At 66.5% G+C, this 20,062-nt stretch carries 21 protein-coding genes; 14 read left to right on the top strand and 7 right to left on the bottom strand.

Annotated elements, in window-relative coordinates; all coding sequences use genetic code 11:
* Positions 1-7 precede the first annotated feature (7 nt).
* The 5 genes from KH389_RS10450 to KH389_RS10430 are packed head-to-tail and all read left to right on the top strand — an operon-like array spanning position 8 to position 5,829.
* Complete coding sequence (locus KH389_RS10450) at positions 8-1,102, top strand: alginate O-acetyltransferase (protein WP_043860259.1); 1,095 nt, start codon at positions 8-10, stop codon at positions 1,100-1,102.
* 11 nt (positions 1,103-1,113) lie between these two features.
* Complete coding sequence (locus tag KH389_RS10445) at positions 1,114-1,758, top strand: alginate O-acetyltransferase AlgF (protein WP_043860258.1); 645 nt, start codon at positions 1,114-1,116, stop codon at positions 1,756-1,758.
* A 38-nt stretch (positions 1,759-1,796) separates the two neighbouring features.
* On the top strand, positions 1,797-3,197 hold the full coding sequence (locus KH389_RS10440) for an alginate O-acetyltransferase AlgX-related protein (protein ID WP_043860257.1): 1,401 nt from the start codon (positions 1,797-1,799) through the stop codon (positions 3,195-3,197).
* Positions 3,188-4,303 carry a polysaccharide lyase gene (locus KH389_RS10435; RefSeq protein WP_043860256.1) on the top strand — a complete coding sequence of 372 codons (1,116 nt, stop codon included), beginning with the start codon at positions 3,188-3,190 and terminating at the stop codon, positions 4,301-4,303. The genes KH389_RS10440 and KH389_RS10435 overlap by 10 nt, the downstream gene beginning before the upstream one ends.
* A gap of 17 nt (positions 4,304-4,320) precedes the next feature.
* Positions 4,321-5,829 (top strand): right-handed parallel beta-helix repeat-containing protein, encoded by a 1,509-nt coding sequence (locus KH389_RS10430; protein WP_054916492.1) that lies wholly within the window; start codon positions 4,321-4,323, stop codon positions 5,827-5,829.
* On the opposite strand, the gene KH389_RS10425 is transcribed toward KH389_RS10430, so the two are convergent.
* Positions 5,819-6,250, bottom strand: a complete 432-nt coding sequence (locus KH389_RS10425) for a GNAT family N-acetyltransferase (RefSeq protein WP_043860275.1) — start codon at positions 6,248-6,250, stop codon at positions 5,819-5,821. The two genes, KH389_RS10430 and KH389_RS10425, sit on opposite strands and share 11 nt — an antisense overlap.
* A gap of 122 nt (positions 6,251-6,372) precedes the next feature.
* Positions 6,373-6,780: a DUF488 domain-containing protein gene (locus tag KH389_RS10420; RefSeq protein WP_054916493.1), complete on the bottom strand. Its 408-nt coding sequence runs from the start codon at positions 6,778-6,780 to the stop codon at positions 6,373-6,375.
* A gap of 138 nt (positions 6,781-6,918) precedes the next feature.
* Here KH389_RS10420 and KH389_RS10415 point away from each other — a divergent pair, with 138 nt between their 5' ends.
* A complete protein-coding gene (locus KH389_RS10415) occupies positions 6,919-8,535 on the top strand; it encodes an inorganic phosphate transporter (RefSeq protein WP_054916494.1) in 1,617 nt (538 codons plus the stop codon).
* Between the two features lie 3 nt (positions 8,536-8,538).
* Here the strand turns inward: KH389_RS10415 and KH389_RS10410 are convergent, their stop codons facing one another.
* Both KH389_RS10410 and KH389_RS10405 read right to left on the bottom strand, forming a co-directional pair.
* Positions 8,539-9,309 (bottom strand): OmpA family protein, encoded by a 771-nt coding sequence (locus KH389_RS10410; protein WP_043861092.1) that lies wholly within the window; start codon positions 9,307-9,309, stop codon positions 8,539-8,541.
* A gap of 11 nt (positions 9,310-9,320) precedes the next feature.
* A complete protein-coding gene (locus KH389_RS10405; RefSeq protein WP_052504235.1) occupies positions 9,321-9,716 on the bottom strand; it encodes a DUF4398 domain-containing protein in 396 nt (131 codons plus the stop codon).
* A gap of 218 nt (positions 9,717-9,934) precedes the next feature.
* Here KH389_RS10405 and KH389_RS10400 point away from each other — a divergent pair, with 218 nt between their 5' ends.
* A complete protein-coding gene (locus KH389_RS10400) occupies positions 9,935-10,582 on the top strand; it encodes a TIGR04211 family SH3 domain-containing protein (protein ID WP_054916521.1) in 648 nt (215 codons plus the stop codon).
* 58 nt (positions 10,583-10,640) lie between these two features.
* Here the strand turns inward: KH389_RS10400 and KH389_RS10395 are convergent, their stop codons facing one another.
* Positions 10,641-11,594 carry a LysR family transcriptional regulator gene (locus KH389_RS10395; protein ID WP_043861094.1) on the bottom strand — a complete coding sequence of 318 codons (954 nt, stop codon included), beginning with the start codon at positions 11,592-11,594 and terminating at the stop codon, positions 10,641-10,643.
* Between the two features lie 79 nt (positions 11,595-11,673).
* Between KH389_RS10395 and KH389_RS10390 the strand changes: the two genes are divergently transcribed.
* The 7 genes from KH389_RS10390 to fusA all read left to right on the top strand — a co-directional run bounded on the left by KH389_RS10390 (position 11,674) and on the right by fusA (position 18,972).
* Positions 11,674-12,726, top strand: a complete 1,053-nt coding sequence (locus tag KH389_RS10390) for a Gfo/Idh/MocA family protein (RefSeq protein ID WP_213607306.1) — start codon at positions 11,674-11,676, stop codon at positions 12,724-12,726.
* A gap of 70 nt (positions 12,727-12,796) precedes the next feature.
* Positions 12,797-14,194, top strand: coding sequence for an MFS transporter (locus tag KH389_RS10385; RefSeq protein ID WP_043861096.1), 1,398 nt, complete (start codon positions 12,797-12,799; stop codon positions 14,192-14,194).
* Complete coding sequence (gene aroQ, locus KH389_RS10380) at positions 14,191-14,646, top strand: type II 3-dehydroquinate dehydratase (RefSeq protein ID WP_213607305.1); 456 nt, start codon at positions 14,191-14,193, stop codon at positions 14,644-14,646. The genes KH389_RS10385 and aroQ overlap by 4 nt, the downstream gene beginning before the upstream one ends.
* Positions 14,643-15,806, top strand: coding sequence for a Gfo/Idh/MocA family protein (locus tag KH389_RS10375; RefSeq protein ID WP_116053550.1), 1,164 nt, complete (start codon positions 14,643-14,645; stop codon positions 15,804-15,806). The genes aroQ and KH389_RS10375 overlap by 4 nt, the downstream gene beginning before the upstream one ends.
* Before the next feature lie 100 nt (positions 15,807-15,906).
* On the top strand, positions 15,907-16,305 hold the full coding sequence (locus KH389_RS10370) for an ACT domain-containing protein (RefSeq protein WP_054916498.1): 399 nt from the start codon (positions 15,907-15,909) through the stop codon (positions 16,303-16,305).
* Between the two features lie 74 nt (positions 16,306-16,379).
* The gene (locus KH389_RS10365; protein ID WP_213607304.1) at positions 16,380-16,769 is read left to right on the top strand and encodes a tautomerase family protein; all 390 of its coding nucleotides are present in this window, start codon (positions 16,380-16,382) and stop codon (positions 16,767-16,769) included.
* Between the two features lie 97 nt (positions 16,770-16,866).
* Entirely contained in the window at positions 16,867-18,972 is a 2,106-nt protein-coding gene (gene fusA / locus KH389_RS10360) for an elongation factor G (protein ID WP_078481078.1), read from the top strand.
* A 12-nt stretch (positions 18,973-18,984) separates the two neighbouring features.
* Here fusA and KH389_RS10355 read toward each other — a convergent pair whose 3' ends face one another.
* Together KH389_RS10355 and KH389_RS10350 are read right to left on the bottom strand one after the other, a co-directional pair.
* Positions 18,985-19,320, bottom strand: coding sequence for a hypothetical protein (locus KH389_RS10355; protein ID WP_058540413.1), 336 nt, complete (start codon positions 19,318-19,320; stop codon positions 18,985-18,987).
* A 94-nt stretch (positions 19,321-19,414) separates the two neighbouring features.
* Positions 19,415-20,062 (bottom strand): response regulator, encoded by a 648-nt coding sequence (locus KH389_RS10350; protein ID WP_043861102.1) that lies wholly within the window; start codon positions 20,060-20,062, stop codon positions 19,415-19,417.

Here is a 20,062-nt window from a genome sequence, read left to right as displayed (position 1 = left end):
GACTGTCATGTACCCGGTGATGAACTCGGCAAGCAAGGTCAACGGCATTCTGTTCTGCCTGGTGCTGGCGGGGATGTTCGTCTACTCCCTGCCGCCGGTTTTCAGTTTCGCGAAAAACCAGAGTGACGCCTGGAACCTGTTCGTCGACGGCAAGCTGCTGCGCAAGTTCGAGCAGGCCTACGACAAGCGCTTCTTCCTGCGTGAGCCCTCGGTGCAGCTGTGGGCCGACGCGCAGTACCTGCTGTTCAGGGAGGGCACCAAGGGCGTGGTACTGGGCAAGGACGGCTGGCTCTATACCTCCCAGGAATACCGTGTGCCCAATGACCTGGAGGCCAACCTGCAAGGCCAGCTGGCACAGATCGACGCCGTGCAGGCGCAACTGGCGCAGCACGGCAAGCGCCTGGTGCTGCTGCCGTTGCCGATGAAGCTGGACATCTATGCCGCGCATGCCGAGCACCCGTTCGATCCGCGCGCCATCAGCCTGTACGACCGCTTCGTGGCGCAGCTGCAGGCACGCAACGTCACGGTGACGCCGCTGCGCTCGGCGTTTCTGGACAACCTCGGCGGCCCACCGCTGTTTCTCAAGTCCGACACCCACTGGAGCCCCGATGGCGCACGCCTGGCCGCCTTCGAACTGGCGCGCCAGCACCCGGAGCTGCTGGGCCAGGAGCGCTATGTGTCGCACCAGGTCGCGCAAAAGACCGTCAAGGGCGACCTGATGAACTACATCCAGTTCGACCAGAGCCGGCTGATGCCGGACTTTGGCGCCAACCAGATCGCCGTGTACGAAACCCTGAAGGCCGAACAGAGCAGCGATGAGCTGTTCGCCGACCAGGCCCAAAGCCTGCTGCTGGTAGGTACCAGCTACAGCAAGATCGACGACTGGAACTTCGTCGGTTTTCTCAAGGAAGCCCTCAACCGTGACCTGCTGAGCATTGCCGTGGAGGCCCGCGGGCCGTTCGAGGCAATGAACCAGTTTCTGGCCAGCGATGAGCTGGGCAACCCTGACATCGACACCGTGGTCTGGGAATTCCCGCTGCGCACCCTGCTGGCCCATCGGGTCAGCGGCCAGCGTCAGATGAACCAGACCCAACACTTCTAAGGAGATACACCATGACCCGTTCGCCACGCCAACTGCTCGCCGCCACCGCCCTGCTGCTGGTCAGCACCGCCAGCCTCGCCAACGACGGCAATGCCGACCTCTACGACGCCGTGGCCCCGGCCGACTCGGCCTTCGTGCGCGTGCTCAACCTGAGCGATCGCAGCATCGACGTGACCCTGAGCGGCAAGGTCAACCCACAGAAGGTCGCCCCCGGCCAGCTCAGCGGCTACCGCTTCACCCCTGCCGGCAGCCACAAGATCGCGGTCGACAAGCAGGCCATCGAGCCGCAGCTCAAGGCCAACGCCGCCAGCACCGTGGTGTATGACGGCAAGGGCCTGACCCTGATCGCCGACAAATACGTCAACGAACCGAAAAAGGCCCAGATCGCCTTCTACAACCTGACCCCCGCGCAGGCCGCCCTCAAGACCTCCGACGGCAAGACCTCGGTCATCGACCCGCTGGGCAAGGACCAGACCGGCAGTCGCCTGGTCAACGAAATCAAGATCGGCTTCGCCGCCTATGTCGATCAGCGCAACGTCGCCCAGTTCGACGACCTGTTCCTCAAGAAAGGCCGCTCGTACAGCTACGTGCTGCTGCCCGCCGCCAATGGCTACAAGAGCATCAGCGTGGCCAACAGCATCGACCCCACGCTGTAACCGCAGGCTGGCCTTGAACACAGGATGATGAACCGCGCATGAAGATCCTTACCTCCCTCGGCCTGATGGCCGTACTCGCTGCAGCCAGCCAGGCCGGCCAGGCCGCCGAGGCGCCCAGCCCCGGCTGCACCAGCCTTGAGTGCATGGTCTGCCCGGCCCTGAGCGATCCGCAGAAATACGCCGAAGGGCGGATGAAACTGATGCGCGAGATCGTCCCGGGCAAGGACCGCTGGCTGTTCCGTTCGGCCGTCGACCTGACCAACGACTTCGGCATCCCCGCGCCCATGCGCCCGGAGTTCGCGCGCCTGATGGCCGCGTTCCGCCAGCAGGGTATCCACGTGGCCATGGCCGTGCAGCCCACCCGCGGGCTGATGCACCGCGACAAGCTCTACCCCGGGCAGTTGCACGGGTTCGACTTCGAGCGCGCCAGCAACAACCTGGCCAGCTACCTGCAGCAGCTGCGCAGCGGCGGCGCGGTGGTGCCCGACCTGATGCAACTGGTGCGCACCCCGCCGGCGGGCGAGTACTTCTTTCGCCGCGACCACCACTGGACCCCCAGCGGTGCCGAGGCCACCGCACGCCTGGTGGCCGATGAGGTGCGCCGCCAGCCGTTCTATGCCGACCTGACCAAGAAGCACTACCGCACCGAGCCCGGCGTGATGGTGCCCAAGGACGGCACCATGAACCTGGCGATGAGCAGCATCTGCGGCAACAACTACGGCTTCCAGTATGTGCGCGGCTACCAGACCATCCCGGTGGCCGACGATGCCGACGCACTGTTCGACGAAGCCCCCGACCCGCAGGTGATCCTGGTGGGCGACAGTAACGCCGCAGCCCGTGAGGACGAGAGCAAGCAGTTCAACTTCGACGGCTACCTCAAGCAGTACCTGGATGTCGACATCCTCAACTACGCCCTGCCCGGCGTTGGCCAGGACGGCTCGCTGCTCGAATACCTGCTGTCCGAGAACTACAAGCCCGACGCACCGCCCAGACTGATCATCTGGGAGCTGCCGGCCAACTACCAGCTGGAGTCCGACCAGATGTACCGCCAGCTGATTCCAGCGGTCAAGGGCGGTTGCAGCACCTCCACACCGGTGCTGGGCAACCGCCTGCAGCGCCCTGCGCTGCGCGTCAACGACCGCATCGAACTGCTGAGCAACGCCGGCGAAAGCCGCAAGGCACTGGGCAGCGGCCAGGGCTTTCTGGACATCCGCATCAGCGACAAGAACGTCAAGGACTTCTACGTGATCGTGTATTACGACAACGGTGCCCGCGACAAGGTGTGGTTTCGCCGCGAGGCGGCCGTCAGCGGTGGCCAGTACTACCTGGAGCTGAGCAAGGCCAAGGAGTTCGCCGGGGCCAACCTGCTCTCGGTGTTCCTCGAACCGACCAAGCCGAGCCAGGCCGCCACCCAGGTGGAAACCCGTCTATGCCTCTGAAGCCCTGGCTGGTCGCCACCCTGGGCCTGTGCGCCGGGTTGCAGCTGGGCAGCAGCCTGGCCGCGCAATCGATCTGGCCGGCGCGGGCCACCGCCCAGTCGGCGATGATCGCCGACTACCGCACCCTGCAGTGCAGCAAACAGCCGCCGCCACCGTACACCGCCAGCCTGCGCATGCAGAGCAAGTACGACCAGCGCGATGCCAGCAAGTCGACCCTGCGCAGCCGCCCCGATGCCGACACCGAGGCGGCGAGCAAGCAGGTCAAGCAGTTCATCGCCGGGCTGATCTTCGCCAGCAAGCGCTTCCAGCGCGCCAAGACCCCGCAGCAGGCCAACATGGCCCTGGCCTGCCAGGACCAGTGGCTGGAGCACTGGGCGCAGGCCGGTGCCCTGCTCAACCCGGATGCCAGCAGCACCGGCATGGCGGCGCGCAAGTGGGCGGTGGCGGCCATGGCCTCGACGCTGCTGCTGACCCAGGCCGCCAGCAACGGCCAGGTGCAGCTGTCGCCGGCCCAGACGCGCTGGTTCGAACAGCTCGGCGAACTGATCATCCGCGAGTACCAGCCACGCCAGGCCGCCAGCTTCACCTGGTTCAACAACCACGACTACTGGGCCGCCTGGGCCGTGGCCGCCAGCGGCATGCTGGTGCAGCGCGACGACTTCATCCGCTGGGCCGACGGCAATCTGCGTCGCGGCCTGCAGCAGGCGGTGCGCAGCGGGGACGGCAGCTATGCCTACCTGCCACTGGAAGTGGCGCGTGCCCGGCTTGCCGCCACCTACAGCCAGTACGCGCTGGTGCCGCTGGTGCTGCTGGCCGAGTCGGCGCGGGCCAATGGCCTGCCCTGGAGCGAACACGACCAGCAGACCCTGGAGCTGCTGGGCAACTTCGCCGCACGCACGGTGCTCGACCCCGGCCCGCTGCCCGAACTGATGGGCCAGGCCCAGACCGAGGTAGCCCCCTACAAGCTGGCCTGGCTGATCCCGTTCCTGTACCGCGCGCCCAACAATCGCCTGGCCCGTCAGCTGTACGAAAGCGAGGACGGCAACGTCGACAACTACAGTCAGATCGGCGGCCCGCTCAAGCCCTTCTACCCCCCTTTGCCGTAACCCAAGGACGAATCGCCATGGCCCAGCCTGCCCGCATTTTCCGCTTTACCCGACTGGCCGGCCTGCTGCTGGCCGGCCTCGCCGGCGTGGCCCACGCCGCCACCCAGGGCCTGCCGATGCAGCAGGCACTGCGCGTGGTCAGCCCCAACGACTACCAGGCGCAGGTGCAACAGGTGCAGGCCAGCACCCGCGAAGCAGTGAGCTTCACCCTGCAGGAACGCCCGCGCCCCGGCGGGCGTGCCACTGTCAGCCTGCAACCGATGTTCTCGGCCCAGGGCGGCAGCTGGCCGTTCGAGCCGTTCGTCAACAACGGCCTGTTCCGCGCCGTGGCCGGCTACCAGGCGCACCACCCGCAGGCGGTGCTGATCCAGGGTGGCAGCATCACCCTGGCGCAGTTGGCCGACACCCTGAACAACCCGCAGGTACTCAAGCGCTACAAGGACGGCTACCTGCTCAGCTACCCGCTGATGATCGCCGCCGATGGCGGGCTGGTGCTGGAGGGCACCAGCCTGTACCTCTACAGCTATTCGGGCACGGCCCTGATCAACCAGGGCTGGCTGGGCCTGAACCAGTCGCGCCTGGAAAGCGTGGCCGGCGACAAGGCCGGCAACACCGAGCGCGCCTGGCGCCCGTTCGTGGTGGCCTGGGCCGGCAGCCATACCCAGCTGATCGGCGCCACCCTCAACCGCCTGGGCTACAACGCCAACCTCTCGCGGGGCCTAACCACTGCCCTGAGCAGCCAGCAATCGCCGGCCACCCGGCCGGCCAGCGTGCTGATACGCGACAGCCAGTTCAGCGAGCTGTCGGCGGTGGAGCTGCAGCACAGCCGTGGGGTGATCGAGGGCAGCCGCTTCGAAAGTGCCCAGCAGTATGGCGTGGACGTGCGCGACAGCCAGATGCGCATGGCGCACAACCAGATTCGCGGGGTCGACAACAACAGCGGCATCCGCCTGCGCGGGCAGACCCGCGCCTGGCTCGACGACAACCTGATCCTGGGCACGCACAAGGCCGCCATCGAGGTCAGCGACCAGCAAGGCGCCCTGCTGCTGAGCGGCAACCGCATCGGCGCCAGCCGCGGCAACGGCGTGCTGCTGCGCAACCTCAAGGGCGAGATGCCGGTGCTGATCGAAGGCAACTTCATCGGCAACAGCCAGGGCAGCGCGGTGGACGCCAGCGACGTGGCTGGCGCGGTCATGCTGGAAAACCACATCGGCAACACCCCCGAGTACGCCATCAGCCTGCGCAACACCCAGCCGCTGGCCGGGCCACTGATTCTGGGCGGCAACACCCTGGGCCGGGTGGGCAAGGCGGTGGTTCGGGTGGAAGGCATGGACCAGGTGCTGCTGGGCAGCAACCGTTTCGAGGGCAAGCCATTGCTGCAGAACCTGCTGATCGGCGACCTGCTGCCGGTGCAGGGCCCCTTGCTCGACGCCACCGTGCGCCAGGGCTGCGTGGTGCAGGTAAGCCGGGTGGCCGCCGGTACCCCGCAGCCGGGGCTGACCTGCGTGCAGAGTGCTAGCCGATAACCCGCTGCATGCGCACGAAGCATTCGTCCTCACCCTGCGCGACGAAGCCGTGGCGCAGGTACAGGGCCTGGGCCGGATTGCTCTTGAACACGGTCAGGCGCAGCAGCGGCAGATGGCGCCTGCCGGCCCATTCGGCCAGTTGCTCCAGCACCCAGCCACCGATACCCTTGCCGCGGGCGGCCTCGACCAGGTGCAGTTCGCGGATGTACAGCGCACGGCTGTCCTGGCTGAGGCTGCAGAAGCCCAGGGGCTGTTCGGCGTCGACAATCAGCCATTGCTCGCGCCAGCCCCAGGCCTGGTCGAAGGCTTCCTCCAGCCAGAGCAGATCGAATTCGCGGTAGTACGCCAGCATGGCGCGGCGCGTGAGGTCGCGGGCGAAGGTTCGGTGCAGGTCGGTGGCGGGGGTCAGGGTTGGGGTCATTTGGGTGCCCGTCAGGGGATTTTCGGCGCGGCCATCGCAGGTCAAGCCCGCTGCCACAGGTAAGGCGGGGGCCTTGTGGGAGCGGGCTTGACCCGCGATGGCCGTAACGCAGATTCAGAGAGTCACACTTTAGGCCCCAGCTCATCGGCATAGCAAACCGGCGAACTCCCGGGCCCCTGGCGATCCAGCTCATCCTCCAGCCACTGGGCCAGCACCCGCGCATTGTTGTGCTGTTCATCCTTGAACGCGTACACCAGGGTCAGGGTGCCGCCACGGGCCTTGTCCAGCAGCCCCCACCAATGCTGCGGCCGGTCGGCCAGCTCCTGGCGATACCGCTGGCAGAACCCGTCGTAGTCCACCTCACCGCGGTGAAAGGCCTGGCGCAAGGCCGACGACGGCGCCACCTCCGGTAGCCAGGCACTCAGGTGCAACTGATCCTTGCGCCGGTTGCGCGGCCACATCCGATCCACCAGCACCCGCTCGCCATCCTGCGGCGCAGGCGCCTCATAGGCCCGTTTGCACTGAATCATCGGCACGTTCCTCCCACTGCCTGGGTGTAAGCGTAGCTGGGGAACCCGCGTTTTTGTTGATCGAAGTCACTATGCCATCACTCAGGGTTTTTATCCTTGATGCGCCAGGCACGACTTCCACCCTACCGGACCCGTCTAATGACAACCCCGATCAGCACCACCCTTGACTCCGCGGGTGGCCGCCCCTCCCTTGCACAACTGGCCACCCGCCCCGGCCGCGCCTCCGTCACCCTGTTCGTCTGCCTGTTGCTGGGGGGCCTGGTGTACACCGCCTGGAGCCTGTTCCGCGACATCGATGCCGCCGGTACCGTGGTCACCACCTGGACGCCCTTCCTGCTGCTGGGCCTGGCACTGCTGATTGCCCTGGGTTTCGAATTCGTCAACGGTTTCCACGACACCGCCAACGCCGTGGCCACCGTGATCTACACCAACTCGCTGCCGGCGCAGTTTGCCGTGGTGTGGTCGGGGTGCTGGAATTTCATCGGGGTGCTGCTGTCCAGCGGCGCGGTGGCCTTCGGCATCATTGCCCTGCTGCCGGTGGAGCTGATCCTGCAGGTGGGTTCGGCCACCGGCTTTGCCATGGTCTTCGCCCTGCTGCTGGCCGCGATCATCTGGAACCTGGGCACCTGGTGGCTGGGGCTGCCGGCCTCCTCCTCGCACACCCTGATCGGCTCGATCATCGGCGTGGGCGTGGCCAATGCGCTGATGAACGGGCGCGACGGCACCAGCGGCGTGGACTGGACCCAGGCCAGCAAGGTGGGCTACGCGCTGCTGTTCTCGCCCCTGGTGGGCTTTGCCTGTGCGGCGCTGCTGCTGGTGGGCCTGCGCATGCTGGTCAAGCGCCGCGAGCTGTACCAGGCGCCGGTCGGCGACGCCCCGCCGCCCTGGTGGATTCGCGGCCTGCTGATCGCCACCTGCACCGGGGTGTCGTTCGCCCACGGCTCCAACGACGGGCAGAAGGGCATGGGCCTGATCATGCTGATTCTGGTGGGTACCCTGCCGATGGCCTACGCGCTTAACCGCACCATGCCGGCCGACCAGTCGCTGCAGTTTGCCGCCGTGGCCCAGGCCACCCAGCAGCAGTTGCTCGGCCAGTCGGCGCAGCCTCATGTCGGCGACCCGCGCGCCACCCTCACCCTGTACCTGCGCGAGCGGCAACCGAGCGCCGAGCTGGTACCGGCCCTGGCGGCACTGGCCGGCCTGATCGGCGAGGAAGTCGCAGGCTACGGCTCGCTGACCCACGTACCGGCCGAGGCCATGGCCAACGTGCGCAACGACATGTACCTGACCAGCGAAGCCATCCGCCTGATGCAAAAGCACCAGCACGGCGGGCTCGACGCGGCCGCCACCGCGCAGGTGCAGTTGTTCAAGAGCCGCATCGACGACGCCACCCGGTTCATTCCGTTGTGGGTCAAGGTGGCGGTGGCGATTGCCCTGGGGCTGGGCACGATGGTCGGCTGGCGGCGCATCGTGGTCACGGTGGGCGAAAAGATCGGCAAGACCCACCTCACCTACGCCCAGGGGGCTTCGGCGGAGCTGGTGGCGATGTGCACCATCGGTGCGGCGGACATGTACGGGCTGCCGGTGTCGACCACCCACGTGCTGTCGTCCGGGGTGGCCGGCACCATGGTGGCCAACGGTTCGGGCCTGCAATTGCGCACCATCGCCAACCTGGCGATGGCCTGGGTACTGACCCTGCCCGCAGCGATCATGCTGTCGGGCGGGCTGTACTGGCTGCTGACCCGGCTGCTGTAGGCCTCAGCGCTGGCCGACGGCAGCATTGCCGTGGGAGATGATCACTTCGACGCGGCGGTTGAGCTGACGCGACTGCGCGTCGGCGTTGGAGGCCACCGGGTACTCCTTGCCATAGCCGGCACTGATGATGCGCCCGGCATCCACCCCGTTGCGGCGCAGGGCGTTGGTCACAGCCGCTGCGCGACGCTCTGACAGCTGCTGGTTGAGGCTGTCGCTGCCGGTCGAGTCGGTGAAGCCCTCGACCCGCACCTTGCGCTCCGGGTTGGCACGCAGGTACTCGGCCAGCTGGTCGATGTTGCGCTGGCTGCCAGCCTTGAGCTCGGCACGCCCGGTGTCGAACAGTACATCGCCGAAGGTCACCACGGTGCCACGCTCGGTCTGTTTGGCCTTGAGCTGCTGCAGGGCCTTGAGCTGCGCGGTACGCACGTCCAGGCGGGCCTGGGTGCGCTGCGCCTCGATGCCCTGCAGGCCGGCTTCGGCCTGGCGCAGGGCAATGGTCTGCTCGGCGACGGCGATCTTCTGGTTGGCCAGGTAGGCCAGCTGCTCGATCTGCGGGGCCTTGCGGTCCTTGATCGAAGCCAGCTCGGCCTTGCCCAGGGCATTGAACGCATCCTTGGTTTCCAGTGCCGCCAGGCGGCTGGACTCCGGCTTGCTCTGCAGCACGCTGAAGTGCTCGCGGGCTTGCAGCAGGCCAGGGTTTTCGGCGGTAGTGCTGCAACCGGCGAGCAACAGGCCCATCACGGAAACGGCAGGCAACAGGTATTTGACGGACATGACGGGCATCCTTACGGCGTGATCGTGGGGGTGATGGCGTCGGGCGACTGGAGCATTTCCTGCTTCAGCACTTCAATGCCCTGCTGCGCGCTGCGCAGTTGCTGCTGGGCCTTGGCGGCACGCGCCTTGCGCTCGGCCAGGTTGGCATCGGCCTCGGCCTGCTCGGCCAGGGTGCGGGCCGCGACAAGGTTCCGTTCGCCCAGGGCGCGCTCGACGGCGTACAGCTTGTCCTGGGCGGCCTTCATTTCGGCTGGCGCGTACTGGGTGGCGTCGGCGGTCACGGCGCGGCTGACCGCGTTGCGGGTCAGTTCGACCTGCTCGGTGGGCACGGGCACGCCGGCACAACCGGCCAGCACCATCAGCAGGCTGCTGGCGGCCAGGTAGTTCGTGGTGCGTTTAGCAACCATTGAAAGACTCCATAACATGAGAAAGACAGACCGTTGTTCAAGCCGCGTAAGACTATTCCCGGTCATGCCCCGCCCCTATCAGGGGGCATCCTGCTGTCAGGTAGGAAACTTCTCCGGCATTGCCACGATTCGTGCCTGCCCTTCGTCAGTGCGCAGTGAACCTGACGGGCAAAAAATGGTCTGTGGGTTTCATTTTTTCCGTTTTCAAGAAGATCACCATGCCCCCATCTTTTCAGCTTCGCGCACGGCGCTCTCTTATCCCCGGCCTGCTCGGCAGCCTGGTCATCCTGTGTGGCCCGGCCCACGCCGAGGAAGGCAGCGGCAATGAACGCTGGGTCAGCGACAGCCTCAGCACCTACGTGCGCAGCGGCCCTACCGACGGGCACCGGATCGTCGGCAACCTCAAATCCGGCCAGAAGGTCACCCTGCTGACCAGCCAGGGCAACTACAGCCAGGTACGTGGCGAGTCGGGCGATACCGTGTGGATCAACAGCAGCGACCTGCAGACGGTGCCCGGCCAGGCAGAGCGCGTGCCGCAACTGAGCGAACAGGTGAGCCAGTTGAGCGAGCAGCTCAAGACCATCGACGACAGCTGGAAGACCCGGGTGCAGGGCATGCAGGAGACACTTGATTCACGCAAGGCCCTGATCGACGAACTGGAGGCGCGCAGCACCGCGCTCAATGCCGAGCTTGGCGATGCGCAATCGCAACTGCGCGCTACCCAGGCGCAGCTGGGCGACGAGAACAAGCAGGTGCTGATGCGCTACATGGTGTACGGCGGCGGCATTGCCGGGGCCGGCTTGCTGGCGGGGCTGATCCTGCCGATGCTCAGCCGCGGGCGCAAGCGCAGCGACCGCTGGTTCTGAGGGCCCGGCCTTCGCCCGCAGGGTGCAGGCGCCAGCCTTGCTGGCGAAGGCCGCCCCACTATTGCCCCGCCCTTCCCCCAGCCAGCGCATAGGGCCCCTGCGCCAGTTGCTCACGCAGAAACGCCACGCAACTGCGCACCTTGGCCGAACTTGACGAGCGCACCGCCGTCACCGCCCAGATGTCCGCCGGCTGGTGATACCCCGGCAGCACCTGCACCAGCGCCCCGCTGGTCAGGCTGGCCGCCACGTCCCAGCGCGATGCCATGATGATGCCGTGCCCGTCATGGGCCCACTGGCGCACGATGTCGCTGTGGTTGGAGGCCATCGGCCCGGTCACCTTCACCGTCTCGGCGCCATTGGGCCCCACCAGGCGCCATACCCCGAAACGGTCGTCGCGGCTGCGAAACAGCAGGCAGTCATGCTGCGCCAGGTCGGCCGGCACCCGCGGCTGGCCGCGCCGCGCCAGGTAGTCCGGGGCGGCCGCCAGCACCCGCGAGCTGCTGGCGATGCGGTGCGCGATCAGGTGTTTTTCCTGCACCTCGCCCACCCGCACATCGATATCGAAGTTGTCGGCAATCAGGTCCACGCGCCGGTCCAGCAGCTCCACCCACACCTCCAGCGCCGGGTACTGGCGCCGTAGCAGCGACAGGATCGGCGCCACGTGCTCGCGCCCCAGGCGCAGGCTGGTGCACACGCGCAAGGTGCCTTGCGGCTCGCGCTGCCCGCCGGACAACGCATCGAACATCGCGCCCACGTCCTCGAGGATCTTCTGCGCCCACACGAACGTCGCCTCGCCATCGCTGGTGATGTTGACCCGCCGCGTGGTGCGGTTGAACAGCTTGACCCCGAGCATCGTCTCCAGGGTGGCGATGCGCTTGCTCACATGCGCCGGCGACAGGCCGGTCTCGGTGGCTGCCGCGATGAAGCTGGAGCGCCGCGCCACCTCGCAGAACAACTGAAGGTCACGCAGCAACGGCTCATTATTCGCTATCAGCGCATTCTGATTCTTCATCTGGCCCGATTATCTCCTGGCGCTTTTTTTATTAGCCTCTCACAAACGCGCTTCGACCCAGAACAAGAAAGTGAGAACCATGACTGCATTACGCCTTGCCGTGGCCGGGGCCGGCCTGATCGGCCGCCGCCATATCGAACTGATCCAGGCCAGCGCCGAGTGCCAGCTGGCCGCCATCGTCGACCCCTCGCCCGCCGCCGCCGAACTGGCCAACGCCTGCGGCGTACCGTTGTACCCGGGGCTGGCCGAACTGTTCGGCGCGCAGCGCCCGGACGGGGTGATCCTGGCCACGCCCAACCACCTGCATGTCGACGGCGCACTGGCCTGCGTGGAGCACGGCATACCGGCACTGATCGAAAAGCCGGTGGCGCATACCCTGGAAGACGGCAAGCGCCTGCTGGCCATCGCCGAGCAGCGTGATGCACGCCTGCTGGTGGGCCACCACCGCGCCCACAGTGCGATCCTGCACAAGGCCCGCGAAGTGATTGCCGAAGGGGTACTGGGCAACCTGGTGGCGGTGATGGGCAGCGCGCTGTTCTACAAGCCCGACGACTACTTCGACGCCGCCCCCTGGCGCCGCGAGGCCGGCGGCGGCCCGGTGCTGATCAACCTGATCCACGAGATCGGCAACCTGCGTTCGCTGTGCGGCGAGATCGTCGCGGTGCAGGCCCAGGCGTCCAACGCCACCCGCGACTTTGCCGTGGAAGACAGCATCGCCATCAGCCTGCGCTTTGCCAGCGGCGCGCTGGGCACCTTCATGCTCTCCGACACCGCCGCCAGCGCGCGCAGCTGGGAGCAGACCGCCCGCGAGAACCTCGACTACCCCAGCTACGCCGACGAGGACTGCTACGTACTGGCCGGCACCCAGGGCTCGCTGTCGATACCGACCATGCGCCTCAAGTACTACGCCCGCGACGAGCAGCGCTCGTGGTGGCGGCCGTTCCAGTGCGCCACCGCCAGCCTCGACGAGGCCGACCCGCTGGCCCGCCAGCTGGCGCACTTCTGCCAGGTGATCCGTGGCCAGGCCCGGCCGCTGGTGAGCGTGCGCGACGGCCTGCGCAACCTGCAGGTCATCGACGCCATTGGCCAAGCCGCCCGCTGCGGCCACACGGTAATGATCGACAGCCTCTGAACATCGGTGCCCCGGCCCTGCGCCGGGACGCCTGCGTGCCCCCAATAAAAACAACAAACGGAGAATTGCGATGGCCACACATGACGCCGCGCACAGTGCGCGCCAAACCCGCAAAGCCACCGCCAGCGGTTGGGTGGGCTCTGCGCTGGAGTACTACGACTTCTTCATCTATGCCCAGGCCGCGGCGCTGATCTTCCCGCAGATCTTCTTCCCCAGCACCGACCCCAAGCTGGCCATCTTCGCCTCCCTGGCCACCTATGGCGTGGGCTACCTGGCGCGCCCGGTCGGGGCCTTCGTGCTCGGCCACTGGGGCGACACCCGCGGGCGCAAGAACGTGTTGCTGCTGTGCATGTTTCTGATGGGCATCGCGACCATGGCCGTGGGCCTGCTGCCGACCTTCGAGCAGATCGGCTACTGGGCGCCGGCACTGCTGGTGGTGCTGCGCCTGGTGCAGGGCTTTGCGGTGGCCGGCGAGATCGCCGGGGCCAGCTCGATGATTCTCGAACACGCACCGCCCGGGCGCCGCGGCTTCTTTGCCAGCTTCACCCTGCAGGGCGTACAGGCCGGCCAGGTGATGGCAGCGGCGGTGTTCCTGCCGCTGGCGTACTTCATGCCCAGCGACGCCTTCAACAGCTGGGGCTGGCGCATCCCGTTCCTGCTCAGCGCCGCGGTGCTGATCGCCGCCTACATCATTCGCCGCGAGGTCAAGGAGCCCGAGGCCTTCAAGGTGGCCGCCAAGCAGACCGCGCGCTCGCCGATCCGCGATGCCTTCACCTACAGCTGGCGCGGCATGCTGGTGGTGTTCGGCGTGTCGCTGATGAACGTGATCCCGGTGGTGACCACCATCTTCGGCGCCGCCTACGCGGTGCAGCCGGCCTATGGCGTGGGCTTCGACAAGAGCGTGTACCTGTGGATTCCGGTGGTGGGCAACATCGTCGCGGTGCTGGTGATCCCGTTTGTGGGCAACCTCTCCGACCGCATCGGCCGGCGCCCGCTGATCATCGGCAGCGCATTGGGCTGCGGGCTGATGTCGTTCGTCTACCTGTATGCCATCAGCCTGCACAACCTGCCGCTGGCGTTCGGCGCCTCGCTGCTGATGTGGGGCATGGTCTACCAGGGCTACAACGCGATCTTCCCAAGCTTCTTCCCCGAACAGTTCCAGACTCACTACCGCGTGTCGGCCATGGCCATCGCGCAGAACGTCGGCTACATGATCACCGCCCTGCTTCCGGCGCTGTTCACCGCCGTGGCCCCGCCCGGCTCGAACAACGTGCCGCTGCTGATCGGCGCCATCACCTGCGCGGTCACCGCCATTTCGGCCGTGGCTGCCTGGAGCGCTCCGGAAACCTACCGCACGCCCCTGGACCAGCTCGGCAAGCCGGACGCCGTGGCCCTCGACAAACCCGTGTATGACGCGCTGCGGGCCAAGGCCCTGCGCACCACCCCTGCTACGGAAACCGCCCAATGAAGACCCTGCTCGTGCTCAATGGCCCCAACCTCAACATGCTCGGCCTGCGCCAGCCCGAGGTGTACGGCCGCGAAACCCTGGCCGATGTGCAGGCGCTGTGCCACAGCGCCGGCCAACACCTGGACCTGAACATCGAGTTCCACCAGACCAACCACGAGGGCCAGATGATCGACTGGATTCACCAGGCCCGTGGCCGCGTGGCCGGCATCGTGATCAACCCCGGTGCCTGGACCCATACCTCGGTGGCGATCCACGACGCGCTGATCGCCGCCGAGGTGCCGGTGATCGAGGTGCACATTTCCAACGTGCACAAGCGTGAAGCCTTCCGCCACCACTCCTATGTGTCGCTGGTGGCCCAGGCGGTACTGGCCGGGTTCGGCACCCATGGCTACGTGCTGGCCATCAACCACTTCGCCCACCTGCAGCGCACCGCGCAAGGAGCCGCGCAATGAAAACCGTAGCCAACCCCAGCCAGCGCCTGCGCCTGGGCTTTGTCGGTGGCGGCCTGGAGTCGTCGATCGGCGCCACCCACCGCTACGCCGCGCAACTGGACGGGCACTTCGAACTGGTGGCCGGGGTCTTCGCCCGCGACCCGGCACGCAACCGCGCCGCTGCCCAGGCCTACGGCGTAGCGCCGGAGCGGGTGTACCCGGACTTCCAGCGCATGGCCGTGGCCGAAGCCGCGCGCGCCGATGGCGTGCAGGCGGTGGCGATCATGGCGCCCAACGCGGTGCACGTGCCGGCCAGCCTGGCGTTTCTCGACCAGGGCATCGACGTGATCTGCGACAAGCCGCTGGCCTCGAGCCTGGCCGAGGCGCAGCAACTGCTTGAACGCGCACGCAAGGGCCCGGCGCTGCACCTGCTGACCCACAACTACAGTGGCTACCCATTGGTGCGCGAAGCCCGCGAGCTGATCGCGCGCGGCGCCATCGGCGAGGTGCGCCTGGTGCAGGTGGAACACGCCAGCGCCTTCGGCACCCACCCGCTGGAGCAGCAAGGGGTCAAGGCGCTGGCCTGGCGCACCGACCCGGCCCAGGCCGGGGCCTCATCGGTGCTGGCGGATGTGGGCGTGCATGCCCACCAGTTGCTGCGCTTTGTCACCGGGCAGGAGGTCAGCGAAGTGTCGGCCGAGCTGAGCACCCTGGTGCCGGGGCGCCAGTCGGACGACAACGCACACGTGAAGCTGCGCCTGCAGAATGGCGCGCGCGGCATGCTGTGGGCCAGCTTCGTGGCGGCCGGGCACCGGCATGGCCTGCAGTTGCGCGTGTTCGGCTCCACCGGATCGCTGTACTGGCATCAAGAGGAACCCGACCGGCTGGAGCTGCGTCATCAGGACCAGCCGCACCAGATCCTGCGCCGTGGCGAGGCCTGGCTGAGCGAGTCGGCCAGGTTGTCGACGCGAATCAAGGCGGGCCAGCCGGAGGGGCTGCTGGAGGCGTTCGCCAACATCTACAGCGAGGCGGCCGAGCGGATCATGGCGCGCCGCGAGCACCGTGCGCCGAGCGCGCAGTCGCTGCTGTGCCCGACGGCCGAGGATGGGGTACGCGGCATGCGCTTCATTGATGCCTGCGTGCGCTCGGATGCGGCGGATGGGCGCTGGACGCAGGCCTGAACGCCAGAAGCTGCACTTATGCAGGCCCAGCAGAATTGATTTTGCTGATCAACAATCGGCTGCCAGACTGGCGGCCGATTTCTTTTGCAGGGGCACGATCATGTCGGGTGAAACAAGTCTGGCCGCGCTGTTGCGCAGCATGCGGCCGCAGTTGAATGAAGGCAGCTACGTGTTCTGCACGCTGGCCGACTGGTCGGGGCTGCAGCCTGACGAGGTGATCGGCAGCTTTCGCGAGCAGGAGGGGCTGACGGTGATCGTGTCGCGTGGGCGGGCCGAGGCGCTGAAACTGCCTTTCAGCTACGAGGCCGCGTGGATCACCCTGACGGTGCATTCGTCGCTGGAGGCGGTGGGCCTGACCGCGGCGTTCGCCACGGCGCTGGGCCAGGCCGGCATCAGCTGCAACGTGGTGGCCGCGTTCTACCATGACCATATCTTTGTCGCGCAGGCCGATGCGCAGCGGGCGATGGCGGTGCTGGAAGGGTTGGCGGCGGGGGCCTGATGATAGCGGGGGCCTTGCCGGCGCCAGGGCCATCGGCCACGATGCACCTCCCCCGCCCCACACGGAACGTCAGCATGGCCCAGATCAAGATCTATGGATTGCGCACCACCCTCGACCAGCACTGCCCTGCCCTTGCCGAAGCCATCCATGGCGCGGTGATGAGCGCCCTGCAGTACCCGCCGGAAAAACGCTTCCAGCGCTACCTGGCCCTGGACCCCGCCGACTTCCTCTACCCCGACGACCGCAGCGAACACTACCTGATCATCGAGATCAGCCTGTTCGAAGGCCGCTCCAGCGCCGCAAAGAAAGACCTCATCCGCCAACTGTTCCAGCGCATCGGCGAGCACACCGGCATCGGCGCCCAGGACATCGAGATCACCCTGTTCGAGACCCCCCGCGAAAACTGGGGCATACGCGGCCTGCCCGGCGACGAGCTGGGCCTGAACTACACCGTGGAGGTCTGAACACACGCGCCGACCGGTAGCAGCAGCCGTGCATTCTTCTGCTTAACTGGAAGAACCCGGGCCACAGGCTGCCCGCCTTTTGCACAGGTGAACGACCATGGCGCGCACCACCCCCATCGAGCTGTACCGCAATATCGGCATTGTCGCCCACGTCGACGCGGGCAAGACCACCACCACCGAACGCATCCTGTTCTACACCGGGGTCAACCACAAGATGGGCGAAGTGCACGACGGCGCCGCGACCATGGACTGGATGGCCCAGGAACAGGAACGCGGCATCACCATCACCTCCGCCGCCACCACCGCTTTCTGGCAGGGCTCGACCAAGCAGTTCCCCGAGAAATTCCGCTTCAACATCATCGATACCCCCGGCCACGTCGACTTCACCATCGAGGTGGAGCGCTCGCTGCGCGTGCTCGATGGCGCGGTGGTGGTGTTCAGCGGCGCCGACGGGGTCGAGCCGCAGTCCGAGACGGTGTGGCGCCAGGCCAACAAGTACCATGTGCCGCGCCTGGCCTACGTCAACAAGATGGACCGCCAGGGCGCGGACTTCCTGCGCGTGGTCAAACAGATCGACAAGCGCCTGGGCCACCACCCGGTGCCGATCCAGCTGGCCATCGGCGCCGAGGAACACTTCATCGGCCAGATCGACCTGGTGAAGATGAAGGCCATCTACTGGAACGAGGCCGACAACGGCACCAGCTACCGCGAAGAGGCGATACCGGCCGACATGCTGGAGCTGGCCACCGAGTGGCGTGCACACATGATCGAGGCCGCCGCCGAGGCCAACGACGAGTTCATGGAGCTGTACCTCAACGGCACCGAACTCGACAACGAGCAGATCAAGGCCGGGCTGCGCCAGCGCACCCTCAACAACGAGATCGTGCCGGCCATCTGCGGGTCGTCGTTCAAGAACAAGGGCGTGCCGCTGATGCTCGACGCGGTGATCGACTACCTGCCCGCCCCGTCCGAGATCCCCTCCATCAACGGCACCGACCCGGATCATGAAGACCGGCACCTGGAGCGCCATGCCGACGACAGCGAGCCGTTCTCGGCGCTGGCCTTCAAGATTGCCACCGACCCCTTTGTCGGCACCCTGACCTTCGCCCGGGTGTACTCCGGGGTACTGAACTCGGGCGATGCGGTACTCAACTCGGTCAAGGGCAAGAAGGAGCGCGTGGGCCGCATGGTGCAGATGCACGCCAACCAGCGCGCCGAGATCAAGGCGGTGTGCGCCGGCGACATTGCCGCACTGATCGGCATGAAGGACGTGACCACCGGCGACACCCTGTGCGACATCAACCAGCCGATCATCCTCGAACGCATGGACTTCCCCGACCCGGTGATCTCGGTGGCCGTGGAACCCAGGACCAAGGCCGACCAGGAGAAGATGGGCATCGCCCTGAGCAAGCTGGCCCAGGAAGACCCGTCATTTCGCGTGCGCACCGATGAAGAAACCGCGCAGACGATCATCTCCGGCATGGGCGAGTTGCACCTGGACATCATCGTCGACCGCATGCGCCGCGAATTCGGCGTCGAGGCCAATGTGGGCAAGCCGCAGGTGGCCTACCGCGAGAAAATCCGCAACACCTGCGAGATCGAAGGCAAGTTCGTGCGCCAGTCTGGCGGGCGCGGCCAGTACGGGCACTGCTGGATCCGCTTCGCCCCGGCCGAGGAAGGCAAGGAAGGCCTGGAGTTCGTCAACGAGGTGGTCGGTGGCGTGATACCGCGCGAGTACATCCCGGCGATCCAGAAAGGCATCGAGGAGCAGATGAAGAACGGCGTGCTGGCCGGCTACCCGCTGATCGGCCTGAAGGCCACGGTGTTCGACGGCTCGTACCACGACGTCGACTCCAACGAGATGGCGTTCAAGGTGGCGGCGTCGATGGCCACCAAGCAACTGGCGCAGAAAGGCGGCGCGGTGCTGCTTGAGCCCGTGATGAAGGTCGAGGTGGTGACCCCCGAGGAGTACCAGGGCGACATCCTCGGCGACCTCAGCCGGCGCCGCGGGCTGATCCAGGAAGGCGAAGACACCCCGGCCGGCAAGGTGATCCGCGCCGATGTGCCGCTGGGCGAGATGTTCGGCTATTCGACGCAGATGCGCTCGATGACCCAGGGCCGCGCCAGCTACACCATGGAGTTCACCAAGTATGCCGAGGCGCCGGCGAGCGTGGCCGATGCCATCATCAAAAAGCAGGGCTAGGTCGTCGCGCGATTACTGCACGGTCGACGCCCCGCCGACCCGGTCGCTGGGTGCAGGGATGTGCTGATTGCTGACCACCAGCTGCAGCAGGTGTGCACTTGGCCGGTAAAAGGGGCGCCTGCTCAGTGTGTGGTCAAGCCAGGCATTGAGCTCGTACAGGCGCACCGGTGCTTCACCCGGGTAGTCCGCCAGTACGGCGAGGACCATGTTCCACACCGCAGGGCTGCAACGCAGGCAACGGCTGTCGATGTACTGCCCTATGAACTGGCGAACATCCGCTGTCTCGCTGTGTGAAATGAAGATTGTCCGCACGCTGTCGGGGCAGCGCTGCTCAAGATCGGGCGCCATGATTGCCTCCTGTGGAATGCTGCCGTCGCTTGACGCCATTGAACGATACAGCCGGGCCCCGTGCCATCAGGCAAACCTGAAAACGCGGGCACACCTACTGGAACAGGTTGGCCTCCAGGCAGTACGAGATCAGCTCCTGGTCGCTGCGCACATCCAGCTTGCGCATGGCCGCGATCTTTTGCGTGCTGATGGTCTTGGGGCTGCGATTCTGATTGATCGCGATGTCGCGCAGGCTCATGCCCGCCACGAACAGACGCAGGATCTCCACTTCGCGGGTGGAAAGCGAAGCCATGCGCTCGTCGATCTGGTAGCCGTTGTCGATCACCGAGTTACGGTTCGCCGGCGCCAGCTTGTAGATGCGGTTCTGGCTCAAGGCTTCCAGTGCGCGCAGCAACTCTTCGTTCACCGTGCGCTTGTCGATCACGCCCGCCACGCCCAGATTGTAAAGCCGCGTGAGGATGAGGCTGTTGGACACCATCGTCAGCACCAGCACGCGCAGCGCGGGGAAGTTGCGCGTCAGGTAGGTGATCAGCCGCAGGCCGTCGCCATACTGGGAACTCTCCGGCATGTTGTAGTCGGTGATCAGGATCTGGGGCTGCTTGTCGTGCAGCACGTTGATCAGTTCGGTGGAGCTGCCCGCTTCGCCAACCACCTCGAAGCGCGGGTCGGACTTGATGAGTTCGCGTACGCCAAACAGCACGATCGGGTGGTCATCGGCGATGACTACGGTGATTTTATGCAT

It is taken from the genome of Pseudomonas qingdaonensis, from assembly GCF_018398475.1.
Lineage (GTDB): Bacteria > Pseudomonadota > Gammaproteobacteria > Pseudomonadales > Pseudomonadaceae > Aquipseudomonas > Aquipseudomonas palmensis.
Note: the sequence above shows the minus strand (reverse complement) of the source record. Positions and strands in the feature narration are given on the sequence as shown.

Bases quoted from the DNA above. Each gene is read 5' to 3' on its own strand.
- KH389_RS10450 (WP_043860259.1), top strand. From the start codon at position 8: ATGTACCCGGTGATGAACTCGGCAAGCAAGGTCAACGGCATTCTGTTC.
- KH389_RS10445 (WP_043860258.1), top strand. From the start codon at position 1,114: ATGACCCGTTCGCCACGCCAACTGCTCGCCGCCACCGCCCTGCTGCTG.
- KH389_RS10440 (WP_043860257.1), top strand. From the start codon at position 1,797: ATGAAGATCCTTACCTCCCTCGGCCTGATGGCCGTACTCGCTGCAGCC.
- KH389_RS10435 (WP_043860256.1), top strand. From the start codon at position 3,188: ATGCCTCTGAAGCCCTGGCTGGTCGCCACCCTGGGCCTGTGCGCCGGG.
- KH389_RS10430 (WP_054916492.1), top strand. From the start codon at position 4,321: ATGGCCCAGCCTGCCCGCATTTTCCGCTTTACCCGACTGGCCGGCCTG.
- KH389_RS10425 (WP_043860275.1), bottom strand. From the start codon at position 6,250: ATGACCCCAACCCTGACCCCCGCCACCGACCTGCACCGAACCTTCGCC.
- KH389_RS10420 (WP_054916493.1), bottom strand. From the start codon at position 6,780: ATGATTCAGTGCAAACGGGCCTATGAGGCGCCTGCGCCGCAGGATGGC.
- KH389_RS10415 (WP_054916494.1), top strand. From the start codon at position 6,919: ATGACAACCCCGATCAGCACCACCCTTGACTCCGCGGGTGGCCGCCCC.
- KH389_RS10410 (WP_043861092.1), bottom strand. From the start codon at position 9,309: ATGTCCGTCAAATACCTGTTGCCTGCCGTTTCCGTGATGGGCCTGTTG.
- KH389_RS10405 (WP_052504235.1), bottom strand. From the start codon at position 9,716: ATGGTTGCTAAACGCACCACGAACTACCTGGCCGCCAGCAGCCTGCTG.
- KH389_RS10400 (WP_054916521.1), top strand. From the start codon at position 9,935: ATGCCCCCATCTTTTCAGCTTCGCGCACGGCGCTCTCTTATCCCCGGC.
- KH389_RS10395 (WP_043861094.1), bottom strand. From the start codon at position 11,594: ATGAAGAATCAGAATGCGCTGATAGCGAATAATGAGCCGTTGCTGCGT.
- KH389_RS10390 (WP_213607306.1), top strand. From the start codon at position 11,674: ATGACTGCATTACGCCTTGCCGTGGCCGGGGCCGGCCTGATCGGCCGC.
- KH389_RS10385 (WP_043861096.1), top strand. From the start codon at position 12,797: ATGGCCACACATGACGCCGCGCACAGTGCGCGCCAAACCCGCAAAGCC.
- aroQ (WP_213607305.1), top strand. From the start codon at position 14,191: ATGAAGACCCTGCTCGTGCTCAATGGCCCCAACCTCAACATGCTCGGC.
- KH389_RS10375 (WP_116053550.1), top strand. From the start codon at position 14,643: ATGAAAACCGTAGCCAACCCCAGCCAGCGCCTGCGCCTGGGCTTTGTC.
- KH389_RS10370 (WP_054916498.1), top strand. From the start codon at position 15,907: ATGTCGGGTGAAACAAGTCTGGCCGCGCTGTTGCGCAGCATGCGGCCG.
- KH389_RS10365 (WP_213607304.1), top strand. From the start codon at position 16,380: ATGGCCCAGATCAAGATCTATGGATTGCGCACCACCCTCGACCAGCAC.
- fusA (WP_078481078.1), top strand. From the start codon at position 16,867: ATGGCGCGCACCACCCCCATCGAGCTGTACCGCAATATCGGCATTGTC.
- KH389_RS10355 (WP_058540413.1), bottom strand. From the start codon at position 19,320: ATGGCGCCCGATCTTGAGCAGCGCTGCCCCGACAGCGTGCGGACAATC.
- KH389_RS10350 (WP_043861102.1), bottom strand. From the start codon at position 20,062: ATGCATAAAATCACCGTAGTCATCGCCGATGACCACCCGATCGTGCTG.